The 16,451-nt window shown below is 72.0% G+C and carries 15 protein-coding genes and 1 riboswitch; of the genes, 11 read left to right on the top strand and 4 right to left on the bottom strand.

The annotated features are described in order from the left end of the window. Nucleotides 1-27 precede the first annotated feature (27 nt). The 3 genes from glyA to gcvT all read right to left on the bottom strand — a co-directional run bounded on the left by glyA (nucleotide 28) and on the right by gcvT (nucleotide 2,979). On the bottom strand, nucleotides 28-1,308 hold the full coding sequence (glyA, locus tag ACIRRS_RS34535) for a serine hydroxymethyltransferase (protein WP_402979657.1): 1,281 nt from the start codon (nucleotides 1,306-1,308) through the stop codon (nucleotides 28-30). A gap of 80 nt (nucleotides 1,309-1,388) precedes the next feature. Next, complete coding sequence (gene gcvH / locus ACIRRS_RS34530) at nucleotides 1,389-1,766, bottom strand: glycine cleavage system protein GcvH (protein WP_402979655.1); 378 nt, start codon at nucleotides 1,764-1,766, stop codon at nucleotides 1,389-1,391. 91 nt (nucleotides 1,767-1,857) lie between these two features. Next, entirely contained in the window at nucleotides 1,858-2,979 is a 1,122-nt protein-coding gene (gcvT, locus tag ACIRRS_RS34525) for a glycine cleavage system aminomethyltransferase GcvT (protein WP_402979652.1), read from the bottom strand. Between the two features lie 231 nt (nucleotides 2,980-3,210). After that, nucleotides 3,211-3,317: riboswitch (glycine riboswitch) on the bottom strand. 188 nt (nucleotides 3,318-3,505) lie between these two features. Here gcvT and ACIRRS_RS34520 point away from each other — a divergent pair. From ACIRRS_RS34520 to ACIRRS_RS34485, 8 genes are all read left to right on the top strand, one after another. Beyond that, entirely contained in the window at nucleotides 3,506-4,288 is a 783-nt protein-coding gene (locus ACIRRS_RS34520; RefSeq protein WP_402979649.1) for an enhanced serine sensitivity protein SseB C-terminal domain-containing protein, read from the top strand. Nucleotides 4,289-4,403: 115 nt separating this feature from the next. Further along, nucleotides 4,404-5,273: an enhanced serine sensitivity protein SseB C-terminal domain-containing protein gene (locus ACIRRS_RS34515; protein WP_402979646.1), complete on the top strand. Its 870-nt coding sequence runs from the start codon at nucleotides 4,404-4,406 to the stop codon at nucleotides 5,271-5,273. Nucleotides 5,274-5,731: 458 nt separating this feature from the next. Next, nucleotides 5,732-6,721: an ABC transporter permease gene (locus ACIRRS_RS34510; RefSeq protein WP_402979643.1), complete on the top strand. Its 990-nt coding sequence runs from the start codon at nucleotides 5,732-5,734 to the stop codon at nucleotides 6,719-6,721. 52 nt (nucleotides 6,722-6,773) lie between these two features. Beyond that, a complete protein-coding gene (locus ACIRRS_RS34505) occupies nucleotides 6,774-8,549 on the top strand; it encodes an ABC transporter substrate-binding protein (protein WP_402979640.1) in 1,776 nt (591 codons plus the stop codon). A gap of 118 nt (nucleotides 8,550-8,667) precedes the next feature. Continuing rightward, on the top strand, nucleotides 8,668-9,678 hold the full coding sequence (locus tag ACIRRS_RS34500; RefSeq protein WP_402979637.1) for an ABC transporter permease: 1,011 nt from the start codon (nucleotides 8,668-8,670) through the stop codon (nucleotides 9,676-9,678). After that, nucleotides 9,675-10,766: an ABC transporter ATP-binding protein gene (locus tag ACIRRS_RS34495; RefSeq protein WP_402979634.1), complete on the top strand. Its 1,092-nt coding sequence runs from the start codon at nucleotides 9,675-9,677 to the stop codon at nucleotides 10,764-10,766. Before ACIRRS_RS34500 ends, ACIRRS_RS34495 begins: the two co-directional genes overlap by 4 nt. Before the next feature lie 34 nt (nucleotides 10,767-10,800). Further along, nucleotides 10,801-11,883, top strand: a complete 1,083-nt coding sequence (locus ACIRRS_RS34490; RefSeq protein WP_402979631.1) for an ABC transporter ATP-binding protein — start codon at nucleotides 10,801-10,803, stop codon at nucleotides 11,881-11,883. Nucleotides 11,884-11,928: 45 nt separating this feature from the next. Further along, on the top strand, nucleotides 11,929-12,588 hold the full coding sequence (locus tag ACIRRS_RS34485; RefSeq protein ID WP_402979628.1) for a trimeric intracellular cation channel family protein: 660 nt from the start codon (nucleotides 11,929-11,931) through the stop codon (nucleotides 12,586-12,588). On the opposite strand, the gene ACIRRS_RS34480 is transcribed toward ACIRRS_RS34485, so the two are convergent. Then, the gene (locus ACIRRS_RS34480; protein WP_402979625.1) at nucleotides 12,494-13,270 is read right to left on the bottom strand and encodes an IclR family transcriptional regulator; all 777 of its coding nucleotides are present in this window, start codon (nucleotides 13,268-13,270) and stop codon (nucleotides 12,494-12,496) included. The two genes, ACIRRS_RS34485 and ACIRRS_RS34480, sit on opposite strands and share 95 nt — an antisense overlap. A gap of 171 nt (nucleotides 13,271-13,441) precedes the next feature. On the opposite strand from ACIRRS_RS34480, the gene ACIRRS_RS34475 reads away from it, so the two are divergent. From ACIRRS_RS34475 to ACIRRS_RS34465, 3 genes are all read left to right on the top strand, one after another. Continuing rightward, nucleotides 13,442-14,623 carry a cysteine desulfurase family protein gene (locus ACIRRS_RS34475; protein WP_402979622.1) on the top strand — a complete coding sequence of 394 codons (1,182 nt, stop codon included), beginning with the start codon at nucleotides 13,442-13,444 and terminating at the stop codon, nucleotides 14,621-14,623. Between the two features lie 49 nt (nucleotides 14,624-14,672). Beyond that, nucleotides 14,673-15,809, top strand: a complete 1,137-nt coding sequence (mnmA, locus tag ACIRRS_RS34470; protein ID WP_402979619.1) for a tRNA 2-thiouridine(34) synthase MnmA — start codon at nucleotides 14,673-14,675, stop codon at nucleotides 15,807-15,809. A 64-nt stretch (nucleotides 15,810-15,873) separates the two neighbouring features. Continuing rightward, nucleotides 15,874-16,431: a Uma2 family endonuclease gene (locus tag ACIRRS_RS34465; protein ID WP_402979616.1), complete on the top strand. Its 558-nt coding sequence runs from the start codon at nucleotides 15,874-15,876 to the stop codon at nucleotides 16,429-16,431. Nucleotides 16,432-16,451 lie beyond the last annotated feature (20 nt).

The following is a 16,451-nucleotide window of genomic DNA, read 5'->3' as shown; positions in this document are numbered from 1 at the left end:
GGCCGGTCACCTCACCCGCGTACGGGGTCAGTCCTGGTTGGCCAGGTTCGGGTACAGCGGGTACTTCTCGGCCAGCGCGGTGACGCGGGCCTTGAGCGCGGCGGCGACGGTGTCGTCGAAGCCCGGCTTGAGGGCCTCGGCGATGACGTCGGCGACCTCGCGGAAGTCCTCGGCCCCGAAGCCGCGGGTGGCCAGGGCCGGGGTGCCGATGCGCAGGCCGGAGGTGACCATCGGCGGGCGCGGGTCGTTCGGGACGGCGTTGCGGTTCACGGTGATGCCGACCGTGTGCAGACGGTCCTCGGCCTGCTGGCCGTCGAGCTGGCTGTTGCGCAGGTCGACCAGGACGAGGTGGACGTCGGTGCCGCCGGAGAGCACCGAGGCGCCGGCCTCGGCGACGTCGGCCTGGAGCAGGCGCTCGGCGAGGATGCGCGCGCCGTCCAGGGTGCGCTGCTGGCGCTCCTTGAACTCCTCGGAGGCGGCGACCTTGAAGGCCACGGCCTTGCCCGCGATGACGTGCTCCAGCGGGCCGCCCTGCTGGCCGGGGAAGACCGCGGAGTTGATCTTCTTGGCGAACTCGGCCTTGGACAGGATCACGCCGCCGCGCGGGCCGCCCAGGGTCTTGTGGGTGGTGGTGGTGACCACGTCCGCGTACGGCACCGGGTTGGGGTGCAGGCCCGCGGCGACGAGGCCGGCGAAGTGCGCCATGTCGACCATCAGCAGGGCGCCGACCTCGTCCGCCACGCGGCGGAACTCGGCGAAGTCCAGCTGGCGCGGGTAGGCGGACCAGCCGGCGATGATCAGCTTCGGCTGGTGCTCCTTGGCGAGGCGCTCGACCTCGGCCATGTCGACCTGGCCGGTCTTGTCGTCCACGTGGTACGCGACCACGTTGTAGAGCTTGCCCGAGAAGTTGATCTTCATGCCGTGGGTCAGGTGACCGCCGTGGGCCAGGTTCAGGCCCAGGATGGTGTCGCCCGGCTGGATCAGCGCGAACATGGCGGCGGCGTTGGCCTGCGCGCCCGAGTGCGGCTGGACGTTGGCGTGCTCGGCGCCGAACAGGGCCTTGACCCGGTCGATGGCGATCTGCTCGACCACGTCGACGTGCTCGCAGCCGCCGTAGTAGCGGCGGCCGGGGTAGCCCTCGGCGTACTTGTTGGTGAGGACCGAGCCCTGGGCCTCCATGACCGCCACCGGGGCGAAGTTCTCGGAGGCGATCATCTCCAGGGTGGTCTGCTGGCGGTGCAGCTCGGCGTCGACCGCGGCGGCGATCTCCGGGTCGAGGGCGTGCAGGGACTGGTTCAGAACCGTCATGGTGGGGTCTTCCCGGGAGGAGGAGGGAAAGGGGCCGGGCGGGGGCGGCCGCCGCGCTGCGACCGCCCCGAACGGAGGTGTCAGCCGCCGATGAGGGCGGTGTACTCCTCGGCGCTGAGCAGCGCGTCGGTGGCCTCGACGCGGACCTTGAACAGCCAGCCGCCCTCGAACGGGGCGCCGTTGACCAGGGCGTTGTCGTCCAGGACGTCCTGGTTGATCTCGACGACCTCGCCGGTGACCGGGGAGTACAGGTCGCTGACGGACTTGGTCGACTCCAGCTCGCCACAGGTCTCGCCGGCGGTCACGGTGTCGCCCACCTCGGGCAGCTGCACGTACACGATGTCACCGAGGGCGTCGGCGGCGTGCTTGGTGATGCCGACCGTCGAGACGCCGTCGGCGTCCGCGGTCGTCAGCCACTCGTGCTCCTTGGTGTACTGCAGGTGCTGGGGGTTGCTCATGGCGTCATTCTCCAGGATGGGAAGCGGGTACGACGACGCGGGCCGTCGGCGGGACGGCTGCGACGTGCGGTGATGGGGGAAATCGCTGGGGTCAGCGGGCGCGCTTGTAGAACGGCAGCGCGATGACCTGGACCGGCTCGTGCTTGCCGCGCACGTCCACCGCGACGGTGGTGCCCGGGGCGGCGTGGGCGGCGTCCACGTACGCCATGGCGATCGGCCGGCCGAGGGTGGGGGACGGCGCACCGGAGGTGATCCGGCCGATCGGGGCGCCCTCGACGGACACCACGGTGTACTCGGCGCGCGGCACGCGCTTGCCCTCGGAGACCAGGCCGACGAGGACCTTCGGGGGGTTGGTCTCGGCCGCGGCGGCGGCCTGCTCCAGGGCGGCGCGGCCGACGAAGGCGCCGTCGTTGGTGGTCTTGTCGAAGCGGACGACCCGGCCGAGGCCGGCGTCGAACGGGGTGAGGTCGGTGGAGAGCTCGTGCCCGTACAGCGGCATGCCGGCCTCCAGGCGCAGCGTGTCGCGGCAGGACAGACCGCACGGGACGAGGCCGCGGCCCTCGCCGGCGGTGGTCAGGGCCTGCCAGATCGCCTCGGCGTCGGCCGGGGCGCTGAAGATCTCGAAGCCGTCCTCGCCGGTGTAGCCGGTGCGGGCCAGCAGCACGTCCTTGCCGGCGACCTGGGCCGGGAGGATGGCGTAGTACTTGAGGCCGGGCAGGTCGGCCTCGGTGGTGTCGGCCAGGATCGCGGTGGCCTCGGGGCCCTGGACGGCGATCAGGGCGTAGGTGTCGCGGTCGTCGGTGACGACGGCGTCGAAGCCCTTGGCGCGGGCGATCAGCTCGTCGAGGACCGGCTGGGCGTTGGAGGCGTTGGCGACGACCAGGAAGGCGTCCTCGCGCAGGCGGTAGACGATCAGGTCGTCCAGGATGCCGCCGTTCTCGGCGCAGATCATGGTGTAGCGGGCGCGCAGCACGCCGAGCGCGGAGACGAAGCCGACCAGGGCGTGGTCCAGCATCTCGCCCGCCTGCGGGCCGGTGACGGTGATCTCGCCCATGTGGGAGAGGTCGAACAGGCCGGCCTTGGTGCGGACGGCGAGGTGCTCCTCGCGCTCGCTGCCGTAGCGCAGCGGCATGTCCCAGCCGGCGAAGTCGGTCATGGTGGCGCCGAGGCTGCGGTGCAGCGCGTCGAGCGCGGTCAGGCGGAGGGACGACATGGCCAGGAACTCCTCGGTCGGGGGCACTCAGGGGTGCGCGCGCCGGACCGGACCCGCTCGGGGACCGACCCCGCGCGCGGGCATGCGGCGGCGTGGGTCTCCCCATCTGTCGTCGAACCTGAGAGCTTCACCGCCCGCCTGCCCGGAGCTGCTTCCAGCTTGGGGCCCAGCGTGGCGGCTTGCACCGTGGGTGGGCGCACGACCGGGCCGTGCGCCGCTTTCCAGATGTGCCTAACCCGTGCGGTAGGGGGGCCTGAGAGATTCCGGGGAGGACTTGCTCCTTCGGCGCCGGCTGTGCCGCCTGGGGGCGGCACTCCGGGCTCTCCCGCGCGGGTTCGAGCGGCCGGTGTGGAGTTGTGGGGCCCGCGGCGCATGCCGTCGGACGGGCACATCATGGCACGTCCGGGGCGCCGAAGGGAGAGGGGGCCGCGTCACACGGAACCCTGCTTCCGAACAAGGGCCCTAAACTGCTGCGCGTCGGTGCGGCAACAGGGCGGCCGGCGGTACGGCGGTGGATGGGGTGCCGGTGGAGCAGCAGCAGGGGTGGGGCGGCCCGGAGACGGCGCCGCCCGGGGGCGCGTGGCCGGCCAACGAGCTGGAGCAGGTGCTGACCGCCGCGCTGGGCGACCCGGGCGCGACGCCCCGGGTGATCGAGGTGCTGGCCCGCAGCCAGGTGTGGATCCCGCTGCCCGCGGGGGCGGACCCGCAGGGGCAGGGGCTGGACCTGCCGACGATCGAGCTGGCCGGCGACCCGTACGTGCCCGTCTTCTCCTCGCAGGAGGTGTTCCTGCAGCAGGCGCCGGGGATGGCCTTCGCGATCGCGCCGGCCTGGGAGTTCGCCCGGGGGCTGCCGCTGGGCGTGGGGATCGCCGTGAACCCTGAGGCGGCGGTGGGCATTCCGGTGCCGCCGCAGGGCGTGGCCGAGCTGCGTCGCGGGCCTCGTGAGGATCGCTGGGACCAGCCGGATGCGCCGAGCGGCGGCCGGGTGGCGCTGCGCGAGCCCGTGCCGGGGGAGGACCCGGAGCACTTCCTCGCCGTCTGCCGGGCCGAACTCGCCGCCCTGCCCGGGGTGTTGACCGCGCGCCGGGCGCTGGCGAGCATCGAGGGCGAGGCGACCGTGATGTTCGTGGGCGTCCAGCTGGACCAGGCGGCCCCGGCGGACCCGGCGGCGGTGAACGAGGCGCTCGGCCGGGCGCTGGGAACCGCGCCGCTGCCCGGTGGCGTCCACCTCGTGCTGCTCGACCTCGCCGAGGACCCGGTGGTCGAGTGGCTGCTCACCCGGGTGATGCCGTTCTACTCGCGGGCGTGAGCGGGTTTCTGTCGAAGGCACGTCGCCGTGGCGGTGGCCTCTGCCGCGCCATAGGGTGCGTGCAGACGGCTGACGGCCGGCGGGATGAGCGAAAGAGGCGCGGCGAGGTGGGCGCATGAGTGCGGGAGCGGGAGCGGGCGGTGGACCGGGGCCGTGGGGCCAGGCACCGGCCGGGCGCCCCGGGGCGGACCCGGGCGTGCTGGAGCGCGCCCTGCGCGAGGTCGCGCCGGAACGCTACGAGGCGTACGAGCAACTGCTGCACGCGCTGGCCGCGGGCCAGGTCTGGATGCTGCTGTGGCACGGCACTCCGGGCAGCCCCGACGCCCAGTACGGGAACATGGAGATCGGCGGCCACGGCTACGCGCCGGCTGTGACCTCGCAGGAGCAGCTGACGGCCTCGGGCTGGACGCGGGCCCACGAGGTCATCTCCGGGCGGGAGATCGCCGCCTCGCTGTACCGGACGCGCTGGGGCCTGTGGCTCAACCCGCACGCCCCCGGCGGCGGCGTCGGCGTGCCCTGGGCGGACCTGCGGCGGATCGCCGCCGGGCTGGACCGGCTGCCGGCCGGCCCGCTGAAGCTGAGCGAGCCGCAGGTCAACGCCCAGCAGTTCTTCGCGCTGCTGGAGCGCCAGGCCGTCGAGGTGCGCGCCGTACGGGCGTTGCGCCGGGCGTGGGTGCAGCCCTCGGTGGGGGAGCCGTACCTGGCGATCGGGCTGGAGCTGTACGAGAGCTCGCCGCCGGCGGTGGAGGCGGTGCGCGCGCTGATGCAGCGGGCGATCGCGGTGGCCCCGGAGGGGCTGGCGGTGTCCACGGTGGCGATGGCGGACGAGTACGACCCGGTGGCGCTGTGGATGCGGGCCAACGCCCGGCCGTTCTACGACCGGGAGGCCGGACGGCCGCCGACCGGGTACCCGCAGCCGCACTACGGCTATCCGCAGCCCCAGTTCCAGCAGCCGGGGGCCTGGCCCGGATACCCCGGACGCTGATCAGACAAACGCCTTTCCGAGAAGCCGACTTGACCTTTCGTCAGGTCGGCTTCGGCGCTTTCCGGACGAGTTTCCGGACGGGGTGCGTGGGCATCTTGACATGGCAGTTACAGCTGTGTGAAGAGGTATATGCCGCGAATCCGGGAGGTGCATGCGCACAGATCACAGTTGGGCATCTGTCGGTTGGCAGGGCTGGCGCAAGCCAGTTCGGATGGCAGAGAGTTCTGCGCACAACGCAAAGCACCGCGCGAACTGGTAACCCCACGAAGGTGAACGCGCACGCCGACCGCTCGATCCACGCGACGCCCATCCCGCGTGGTGGCAGTACCCGTGCACGGCGATCCGCCGGGCACACCGTTCTCAGACGCACCTCCGCACGTCCGCTGCCAGCCGTACCGCCGACCCCCGGCGACCGGCGCCCGTGGGCCGGCCACCGTCGGCGAGGGGACCAACTGACCATGACCGCACCCGTAGCCACCGCCGGGAACGACCCGGAGGCCCCGGCCTCCGAGAGCCCGGCCCAGAAGATCGAGGGCCGCTCCCTCGGCCGCATCGCCTGGACTCGCTTCAAGCGGGACAAGGCCGCCGTCGCCGGCGGCATCGTGGTGATCCTGCTGATCACCCTCGCCGTGTTCGCCAAGCCGATCGAGGCGCTGTTCGGGCTCGACCCCGACGCGCTGCACCAGGACCTCCTGGACGCCGACCTCGGCGGCATCCCGCTCGGCGACTGGGGCGGGATGAGCGCGGACCACCCGCTCGGCATCGACACCGTCCAGGGCCGCGACCTGCTCTCCCGCGTCATCGAGGGCTCGTGGGTCTCCCTGCTGGTCGCCTTCGGCGCGACCGTGCTGTCCAACACCATCGGCACCGTCCTCGGCGTCGTGGCGGGCTACTACGGCGGCTGGGTCGACACCCTGATCAGCCGCCTGATGGACATCTTCCTGGCGTTCCCGCTGCTGCTGTTCGCGATCGCCATCTCGGCCTCGCTGCAGGGCGGCGCCTTCGGCCTCCACGGCCTGCCGATGCACATCGGGGTGCTGATCTTCGTGATCGGCTTCTTCAACTGGCCCTACATGGGCCGGATCGTACGCGGCCAGACGCTCTCGCTGCGCGAGCGGGAGTTCGTCCACGCGGCCCGGAGCCTGGGTGCGCGCGGCCCGTTCATCCTGTTCAAGGAGCTGCTGCCGAACCTGGTCGGTCCGATCCTGGTCTACTCGACCCTGTTGATCCCGACCAACATCCTCTTCGAGGCCGGACTCAGCTACCTCGGCGTGGGCATCCAGCCGCCGCAGGCCTCCTGGGGCGGGATGCTCCGCGACGCCATCCAGTTCTACCAAGTGGACCCGCAGTACATGGTGGTCCCCGGCATGGCGATCTTCATCACCGTGTTCGCGTTCAACCTTCTCGGCGACGGGCTCCGCGACGCCCTCGATCCCAAGAGCAACTGACCCTCCGTCAGGACCCTCCCTCCTCCACATCCTCAAGGGGTTGATCTCACCCATGCGCAGGTCTCGTACCGTCGCGTTGACCGCCGCGGCCGCCGCCGCGGTCCTGATCGTCACCGGCTGCGGCTCCAGCTCCAAGAGCGGGGGCTCCTCCGCCTCCGCCGGTGCCGCCGACGCCAACTCGGCCGGCCAGGACGCCGCCACCAAGAGCATCGTCAACGTCTCGGACAAGAAGGGAGGGACGGTCACCTACGAGATGAAGGGCACCCCGGACTCGCTCGACCCGGGCAACACGTACTACGCCTACATCTACAACTTCTCGCGGCTGTACGGCCGTCCGCTCACCACCTTCGCCCCGGGCGCGGGCGAGGCGGGCAACAAGCTCGTCCCCGACCTGGCCGAGTCCCTGGGCCAGCCCAGCGCGGACGGCCTCACCTGGACGTACAAGCTGCGTGCCGGCCTGAAGTACGACGACGGCACCGCGATCACCTCGAAGGACGTCAAGTACGCCGTCGAGCGCTCCAACTACGCGCCGGACGTGAACTCCAACGGCCCGACGTACTTCAAGGAGAACCTGGTCGACAACGACACCCCCTACCAGGGTCCGTACAAGGACAAGGAGGGCGGTCTCAAGTCGATCGAGACCCCGGACGACCTGACGATCGTCTTCCACCTGAAGCACGCCTTCGCGGACTTCGACTACCTGGTCAGCGCCCCGCAGACCGCCCCCGTCCCGCAGGCCAAGGACACGGGCTCCGACTACGTGAAGCACGTGGTCTCCTCGGGCAGCTACAAGTTCCAGTCGTACGAGGACGGCAAGCAGGCCGTCCTGGTGCCGAACGAGAACTGGAGCGCGAGCACCGACCCGATCCGCAAGCAGCTCGCGGACAAGATCGTGCTCAAGATGAACATCGACCAGGCCACCATTGACAAGGACCTGATCGCCGGCAACGCCCAGGTCGACCTGGTCGGCGGCGGCGTCGACCCGCAGACCCAGGCGCAGATCCTGCGCGACCAGAAGCTCAAGGCGAAGACCGACAACGCCTACGGCAACCGCCTGGTCTACCTGGCGATCAACACCAAGGTCGCCCCGTTCGACAACCCCGACTGCCGCAAGGCCGTCCAGTACGCGATCGACAAGGTCTCGGTGCAGACCGCCCTCGGCGGCCCGATCCGCGGCCAGATCGCCAGCACCGTCCTGCCGCCGGACGTCCCGGGCCACCAGGACTTCAACACGTACGAGACCAAGGACAACAAGGGCGACGAGGCCAAGGCCAAGGACGCGCTGAAGGCCTGCGGCAAGGCGGACGGCTTCAGCACCGTGCTGACCGCCCGCACCGAGCGCACCACCGAGGTCCAGGCGGCCACGTCGATCCAGGCGGCACTGAAGAAGCTCAACATCAACGCCGAGATCCAGCAGTACCCGCAGGGCAAGTACCTGACGGACAACGCGGGCGCGCCGCAGTTCACCCAGGACCACAACATCGGCCTGATGATGATGCAGTGGGGCGCCGACTGGCCGACCGGCTACGGCTTCCTCCAGCAGATCGTCGACAGCCGCGCGATCAAGGCCTCCGGCAACAGCAACATCCAGCAGCTGAACGACCCCGAGGTCGACAAGCTGATCGACGCCGCGGCCGTCAACCCGGACAAGGCCGCCCGGGAGAAGATCTACGGCCAGATCGACAAGAAGGTCATGGACTCGGCCTCGATCGTGCCGCTGACCTACTTCAAGGTCTTCCTGTACCGCCCGGACAGCGCCACCAACCTCGCCTCCACCTCCGCCTTCTCAGGTGAGTACGACTACCTGAACATCGGCACCAACAAGTAAGAGCCCGAGCGCGAGAGCACGAGCACGGCTCCGCATCCCTGAAGGCAGGTGAAGGCAGCGGCGCCCGCCGCCCCTCCGGAGGATCCCGGACGGCGGCGGGCGCCGGAGCCGCCCAACTGTGTTTGCCTACATCATCCGCAGGATCTTCGCGGCCCTGGTGCTGCTCCTGGTGGTCAGCGCGGTCACCTTCGCGATCTTCTTCCTGCTGCCGCGCCTGGCCGGCGAGACCGTCGACCAGCTGGCCGCCCAGTACATCGGGAAGAACCCGTCACCCGAGACGATCGCGGCGGTCAAGCAGAACCTCGGCCTCGACCAGCCGCTGTACACGCAGTACTGGAACTTCCTGAAGGGGCTGTTCACCGGCGCCGAGTACCAGTTCGGCCCGGAACCGGTCACCTGCCACGTGCCGTGCTTCGGCTACAGCTTCAAGAACCACCTCGAGGTCTGGCCCGAGATGACCAGCCGCATCCCGGTGACGGTCTCGCTGGCCATCGGCGCGGCCGTGATCTGGCTGGTCTCCGGCGTCGCCGCCGGCGTCGTCTCCGCCCTCAAGCCGCGCTCGATCTTCGACCGGCTCGCCATGGGCGTCGCCCTGGCCGGCGTCTCGCTGCCCGTCTTCTTCACCGGCGCCCTGCTGCTGACCCTGTTCAGCTACGAGTGGCCCATCCTGGACAACCTGCAGTACGTCGACTTCACCGACGACCCGCTGATGTGGGCCCGCAACCTGATCCTCCCCTGGATCTCGCTGGCCTTCCTCTACTCCGCGCTCTACGCCCGGCTCACCCGCGCCGGGATGCTGGAGACCATGAGCGAGGACTACATCCGCACCGCCCGGGCCAAGGGCCTGGTCGAGCGCAAGGTCGTGGTCAAGCACGGGCTGCGCTCGGCGCTCACGCCCATCATCACCATCTTCGGCATGGACCTCGGCCTGCTGCTCGGCGGTGCGCTGATCACCGAACAGGTCTTCTCGCTCCAGGGCGTCGGCCAGTTCGCCGTCCAGGCGATCGCCGACAACGACCTGCCGAAGATCCTCGGCGTCACGCTGCTCGCCGCCTTCTTCATCGTCGTCTGCAACCTCGTGGTCGACCTCCTGTACGCCCTCGTCGACCCCCGGGTGAGGATCTCGTGACCGACCTCGACAAGACCGCGCAGCCTTCGGACGCGGTGGCCGACGCCGAGCCGCGCGTGCCCGCCGGCGACCCGTTCCTGTCGGTGCGCGACCTGCGCATCCACTTCGACACCGACGACGGCCTGGTCCGCTCGGTGGACGGCGTCAGCTTCGACCTGCACAAGGGCCGCACTCTCGGCATCGTCGGCGAGTCCGGCTCCGGCAAGTCCGTCACCTCGCTGGGCATCATGGGCCTGCACCGCTCCAAGCGGGCCCGGATCAGCGGCGAGATCCGCCTCGCCGGCGAGGACCTCATCGCCGCCGGGCCCGACCGGGTGCGCCAACTGCGCGGCCGGGAACTGGCGATGATCTTCCAGGACCCGCTGACCGCGATGCACCCGTACTACACGGTCGGCACCCAGATCGTCGAGGCGTACCGGGTCCACCACCCGGAGGCGAGCAAGAAGCAGGCCCGGACCCGCGCGATCGAGATGCTCGCCCGGGTCGGCATCCCGCAGCCCGACCGCCGTGCGGACGACTACCCGCACCAGTTCTCGGGCGGCATGCGCCAGCGCGCGATGATCGCCATGGCGCTCGTCAACGACCCGTCCCTGCTGATCGCCGACGAGCCCACCACCGCCCTGGACGTCACCGTCCAGGCGCAGATCCTGGACCTCATCCGCGACCTCCAGGAGGAGTTCGGCTCCGCCGTCATCATCATCACCCACGACCTCGGGGTGGTCGCCGAGCTCGCCGACGACATCCTCGTCATGTACGGCGGCAAGTGCGTCGAGCGCGGCCCCGCCGAGACCCTCTTCGATGCGCCCGAACACCCCTACACCTGGGGCCTGTTGGGATCGATGCCGCGCCTGGACCGCGAACTGCAGGACCGGCTGGTGCCGGTCAGGGGCACCCCGCCCAGCCTGATCAACGTGCCGTCCGGCTGCGCCTTCCACCCGCGCTGCCCGTACGCCGAGCTGACCGGCGGGCGCTCGGTGGGCGAGGTCCCGGTGCTGGCCGAGGCCGCCCCCGGGCACCTCGCGGCCTGCCACCTGCCCGCGGCCGACCGGCACCGCATCTTCACCGAAGAGATCGCGCCCCGGCTGTGAGCCCGGCCTCGTACCACCATCCTGGAGAGAACCGATGACGGACACTCAGACGGCCTCGCCCCCTTCCCCGGCGCCCGCCCCGGACCGCGAGCCGCTGCTGAAGGTGACCGGCCTGACCCGGCACTTCCCGATCCGCAGCGGGCTGTTCAACCGCCAGACCGGCGCCGTGCGGGCCGTCGACGGCATCGACTTCACCGTCCACCCGGGGGAGACGCTCGGCGTCGTCGGCGAGTCCGGCTGCGGCAAGTCGACGATGGGCCGGCTCGTCACCCGGCTCGACGAACCCACCGGCGGGACGATCGAGTTCGAGGGCACCGACATCACCCACCTGGGCGTCGGCGCGATGCGGCCGCTGCGGCGCGACATCCAGATGATCTTCCAGGACCCGTACTCCTCGCTGAACCCCCGGCACACCGTGGGCACCATCGTCGGGGCGCCGTTCAAGCTGCAGAACGCCCAGCCCGAGGGCGGGGTCAAGAAGGCCGTCCAGGAACTGCTGGAGCTGTGCGGGCTCAGCCCCGAGCACTACAACCGCTACCCGCACGAGTTCTCCGGCGGCCAGCGCCAGCGCATCGGCATCGCCCGGGCGCTCGCCCTGCGGCCGAAGATGATCATCGCCGACGAGCCCGTCTCCGCGCTCGACGTCTCCATCCAGGCCCAGGTCGTCAACCTGCTGGACGACCTCCAACGGGAGCTCGGCCTGACCTACCTGATCATCGCGCACGACCTCTCGGTGGTCCGGCACGTCTCCGACCGGGTGGCGGTGATGTACCTCGGCAAGATCGTCGAGATCGCCGACCGCGACTCGCTCTACCGCAGCCCGCGCCACCCGTACACCACCGCCCTCATGTCCGCGGTGCCCGTCCCGGACCCGCGCCGCCGCCAGCGCGGCGGCCGCGAGCGCATCCTGCTCAAGGGCGACGTCCCCTCGCCGATCAACCCGCCCAGCGGCTGCCGCTTCCGCACCCGCTGCTGGAAGGCCCAGGACGTCTGCGCGGCCCAGGAACCGCCGCTGGCGACCCTGGCCACGGGGCACCAGGTGGCGTGCCACTTCCCCGAGGGCACCGAGGGGAACGGTCAGCACGGCCCCGAAGAGGCGTCCGCGGCCGCCGTCTGACGCCGTACGCGGAGGGGAGGGTTCCGGGCAGGTCATAGTTGTCGGGTGACCTCCCAGATCTTCCCCTCCGACGTGCAGCAGACGCTGGACCTCGTCGGCATCTTCGTCTTCGCCCTGTCCGGGGGCCTGCTCGCCGTCCGCAAGAACATGGACATCTTCGGCATCGCCGTGCTGGCGGAGGTCACCGCGCTGGGGGGCGGGGTGATGCGGGACCTGGTGATCGGGGCGACGCCCGTGGCGGCGTTCACCAACCTCGGGTACTTCGTGACGCCGCTGGGGGCCGCGCTGGTGGTGGTGTTCCTGCACCCCGAGGTGGAGCGGATCAACCGGGCGGTGCAGACGCTGGACGCGCTCGGGCTCGGGCTGTTCTGCGTCACCGGCACCGCCAAGGCCCACGACTACGGGCTCGGCGCCGTCTCGGCCGTCGCGCTCGGAATGGTCACCGCGGCCGGCGGCGGGGTGATCCGCGACGTGCTGGCTGGGGAGATCCCCTCGCTGCTGCGCTGGGACCGGGAGATCTACGCCGTCCCGGCGCTGGTCGGCGCCGCGCTGGTGGCCCTGCTGATCGCCCTGGACCGGCTCACCGGCCTGACCGGCACCGCCGCCGCTCTCACCGCCTTCGGGCTGCGGATGCTCGCCCTGCGGTACGGCTGGCGCGCGCCGCGGGCCTGGCACCGCAACGGTTCTCGCACCAGCGAGGAGTAGGCGAGCCGCCGTACGCCAGCGAGATCGCCTCCGCCGTGCAGAGCAGCTCCGGCACCATCCGGGCCAGCTCCGCCGGGGGCACCCGGCTGGCCGGGGCGCTCAGCGCGCAGGCCGCCACCGTCCGCCCGCCGCTGCCCGCGACCGGGGCGGCCACGCAGGTCACCGGCTCCCGGTGCTCGGCCGACTCCGCCGCCCAGCCGCGCCGGCGCACCGCCGCCAGCTCGGGCGGCAGCTCCTCCTCGCGGGCGCCGTCCTGCGGCAGCCCCGCCAGCAGCACCCGGCCCACCGCCGTGCCCGTCACCGGCGCGCGGCGCCCGATCCGGGACGGCCGCTCCGCCCAGTGCCCGGCCACCTCGTCCACGTACAGCACCTCGCCGTCGTGCAGCACGGCCAGCTGGACGGTGAAGCCGCTGCGCGAACTCAGCGCCGCGAGGTGGGGCGCGGCCACCTCCCGCACGTCGAGCTCCTCCAGCGCCCGGTGCGCCAGCGACAGGACCCGGCCGCCGAGGCGGTAGCGCAGGTCGGGCTCGCGGCGGGCGAAGCCGTGGCCCTCCAGGTCGCGCAGGATGCGCAGCGCCGTGGACTTGTGCACGGCGAGGCGGGTGGCGGCCTGGTCGAGGGTGAGCGGGCCGTCGCCGAGCGCGGCGAGGAGGGTGAGCGCGCGGTCGACCGACTGCGACATGGCGGCCCCCGGTGGGTCTGGTTCAGAAGTGCTCGTCAGGCTAACCGCTGGGTGCCACAGCGGTACAAACCGGTACCGGACGCGGGCGTCCGGCGGAGAGCGACGGGAAGGTGGCCGGAACGGTACGGGCCGGGAACGGCGCCCGGGGGCGCCCACTACAATCGGGGGGTTATGCCATACCTGGACCATGCGGCGACCACGCCGATGCTGCCCGAGGCGATCGCCGCGATGTCGGCGCACCTGGGGGTGGTCGGCAACGCCTCGTCCCTGCACGCGGCCGGCCGCCGTGCCCGCCGGGTGGTGGAGGAGGCCCGCGAATCGCTGGCCGACTCGCTGGGCGCGCGCCCGAGCGAGATCGTCCTCACCGGCGGCGGCACCGAGTCCGACAACCTGGCCGTCAAGGGCCTCTACTGGGCCCGCCGCGGCGCCGACCCGGCCCGCACCCGGGTGCTGAGCAGCCCGGTCGAGCACCACGCGGTGCTGGACGCGGTGCACTGGCTCTCCGAGCACGAGGGCGCCGAGGTCGAGTACCTGCCGGTGGACGCGCTCGGCCGGGTGCACCCCGAGGCGCTGCGCTCCGCGATCGAGCGGGACCCGGCCTCGGTGGCGCTGGTCACCGTCATGTGGGCCAACAACGAGGTCGGCACCGTCCAGCCCGTACGCGAACTGGCCGCAGTGGCCGCCGAGTTCGGCATCCCGGTGCACGCGGACGCGGTGCAGGCGCTCGGCCAGGTGGAGGTCTCCTTCGCCGACTCCGGGCTCACCGCGGTCACCGTCACCGGCCACAAGATCGGCGGGCCCTTCGGCATCGGCGCCCTGCTGCTGTCGCGCGGCGCGGCGCCCGTCCCGCTGCTGCACGGCGGTGGGCAGGAGCGCGACGTGCGCTCCGGCACCCTGGACGCCCCCGCCGCCGCCGGCTTCGCGGCCGCCGCGGCGCTGGCCGTCGAGCGGCGCGAGGAGCACGGGACGCGGCTCGGGGCGCTGCGCGACGAGCTGGTGGCGGGCGTGCTCGCCGCCGTCCCGGACGCCGTCCTCAACGGGGACCCGTCGCCCGGGGGGCGGCTTCCCGCCAACGCCCACTTCTCCTTCCCCGGCTGCGAGGGCGACGCCCTGCTGATGCTCCTCGACGCGGCCGGCATCGAGTGCTCCACCGGCTCCGCCTGCTCGGCGGGGGTGCCGCAGCCCAGCCACGTGCTGCTCGCCATGGGCGTCGACCCGCTGCTGGCGCGGGCCTCGCTGCGGTTCTCGCTCGGGCACACCTCGGTGCGCGACGACGTGACGGCGCTGACGGGGGCGATCGGGCCCGCCGTGCAGCGGGCGCGCAACGCGGGGCTGGCCTCCGTCCGGAGGTAGATCCGTCCGCGTCGGGCATGTTCGGCGGCCCCGTACCCTTGTAGTCACCATGACTGACTTCCCGGGCGCCCCGACCACCCCGTCCACCGGCCGTCTGCGCGTGCTCGCGGCGATGTCCGGCGGAGTCGACTCCGCCGTCGCCGCCGCGCGCGCCGTCGAAGCGGGGCACGAGGTGACGGGCGTCCACCTGGCGCTCTCCGCCAACCCGCAGTCCTTCCGCACCGGCGCGCGCGGCTGCTGCACCATCGAGGACTCCCGGGACGCCTGGCGGGCGGCCGACGTGATCGGCATCCCCTTCTACGTGTGGGACCTCGCCGAGCGCTTCCGCGAGGACGTCATCGACGACTTCGTCGCCGAGTACGCGGCCGGGCGCACCCCCAACCCCTGCCTGCGCTGCAACGAGAAGATCAAGTTCGCGGCCCTGCTGGACAAGGCGATCGCCCTCGGCTTCGACGCCGTCTGCACCGGGCACTACGCCCGCATCGTCGACCTGCCGGACGGCTCGCGCGAGCTGCACCGGGCCGTCGACCCCGCCAAGGACCAGTCCTACGTCCTCGGCGTCCTGGACGCGGAGCAGCTCGCCCACTCCCTCTTCCCGCTCGGCGACACCACCAAGGAGGCCATCCGCGAGGAGGCTGCGCGGCGCGGGCTGGCGGTGGCCAAGAAGCCCGACAGCCACGACATCTGCTTCATCGCGGACGGCGACACCCAGGGCTTCCTCGCCCGCCACCTCGGCACGGCCACCGGCGACATCCTCGACACCGACGGCACCAAGCTCGGCGAGCACGACGGTGCGTACGGCTTCACCATCGGCCAGCGCAAGGGCCTGCGCATCGGCCGCCCGGCGGCGGACGGCAAGCCTCGGTACGTCCTCGACATCTCGCCCGTGAACAACACCGTGACGGTCGGGCCCGTCGAGGGCCTGGACGTGATCGGCCTCACCGCGATCCGCCCGCGCTGGTGCGGCACCGAGCTGCTCGCGGACGGCCGCTACACCGCCCAACTGCGCGCCCACGGCGAGGAGGTGCCCGTCCACGCCCGGGTCGTCGACGGCGAACTCCACGTCCGCCTCGACACCCCCGCCCGCGGCATCGCCCCCGGCCAGGCCGTCGTCCTCTACGACGGCCCCCGCGTCATCGGCTCCGCCACCATCGCCACCACCGAACGCCCCGCCCTCACCCCCTGAGGCCTGGCCCCGACGGCCCTCGACGGCGCCCGGAACACGGGCGCCGTCGGTCATAGTGGGTGGCATGAGCTTCTACGAGCAGCACCGCGACTTCGTCGAGGAGCTGGAGCGGATCGCCCCGGAGGGCGTCCGGATCGAGTGGTCCGGGGACACGCTGATCATGCAGGCGGCGCCGTCCAACATCCACCAGCTCAACGTGGCCCAGGTGCGGCGGCAGTTCGAGCGGCACGCCCCGGAGGGCTGGCTCCCCAGCGAGCGGAGCGAGATCGTCAGCCCGGACCTCTCCAAGGGGCGCGAGCCGGACCTCACGTACCTGCCCCTGGAGGTGCTCTCCGGGCCGGGCAACAAGGCGCCCGCCGAGGAGGCCCTGATCGCCGTGGAGATCGTCTCGCCCTCCAACCCGGGCAACGACTGGATGGACAAGCTGCGCGACTACGCCGCGATGCGCATCCCGCTGTACCTCATCGTCGACCCCCGCCAGCAGACGGTCACGCTCTTCTCCGAGCCGGACCGGGACCGGTACCACACCCGCAGCGACCGGAAGTTCGGCGACGCGATCACCGTTCCGGCGCCCTTCGACTTCAGCCTGGACCTCTCGAAACTGGTCCCCTACGCGGACTGAGCGGCGCGCGGGGGCGGAGG

This window comes from Kitasatospora sp. NPDC101183 (assembly GCF_044767945.1).
Classification (GTDB): Bacteria; Actinomycetota; Actinomycetes; order Streptomycetales; family Streptomycetaceae; genus Kitasatospora.
The sequence above is the reverse complement of the archived record's forward strand: the minus strand, read 5'-3'. Positions and strand labels throughout refer to the sequence as shown.

Bases quoted from the DNA above. Each gene is read 5' to 3' on its own strand.
- ACIRRS_RS34465 (WP_402979616.1), top strand. From the start codon at position 15,874: ATGAGCTTCTACGAGCAGCACCGCGACTTCGTCGAGGAGCTGGAGCGG.
- ACIRRS_RS34475 (WP_402979622.1), top strand. From the start codon at position 13,442: ATGCCATACCTGGACCATGCGGCGACCACGCCGATGCTGCCCGAGGCG.
- ACIRRS_RS34490 (WP_402979631.1), top strand. From the start codon at position 10,801: ATGACGGACACTCAGACGGCCTCGCCCCCTTCCCCGGCGCCCGCCCCG.
- ACIRRS_RS34510 (WP_402979643.1), top strand. From the start codon at position 5,732: ATGACCGCACCCGTAGCCACCGCCGGGAACGACCCGGAGGCCCCGGCC.
- gcvH (WP_402979655.1), bottom strand. From the start codon at position 1,766: ATGAGCAACCCCCAGCACCTGCAGTACACCAAGGAGCACGAGTGGCTG.
- gcvT (WP_402979652.1), bottom strand. From the start codon at position 2,979: ATGTCGTCCCTCCGCCTGACCGCGCTCGACGCGCTGCACCGCAGCCTC.
- ACIRRS_RS34515 (WP_402979646.1), top strand. From the start codon at position 4,404: ATGAGTGCGGGAGCGGGAGCGGGCGGTGGACCGGGGCCGTGGGGCCAG.
- ACIRRS_RS34505 (WP_402979640.1), top strand. From the start codon at position 6,774: ATGCGCAGGTCTCGTACCGTCGCGTTGACCGCCGCGGCCGCCGCCGCG.
- ACIRRS_RS34480 (WP_402979625.1), bottom strand. From the start codon at position 13,270: ATGTCGCAGTCGGTCGACCGCGCGCTCACCCTCCTCGCCGCGCTCGGC.
- mnmA (WP_402979619.1), top strand. From the start codon at position 14,673: ATGACTGACTTCCCGGGCGCCCCGACCACCCCGTCCACCGGCCGTCTG.
- glyA (WP_402979657.1), bottom strand. From the start codon at position 1,308: ATGACGGTTCTGAACCAGTCCCTGCACGCCCTCGACCCGGAGATCGCC.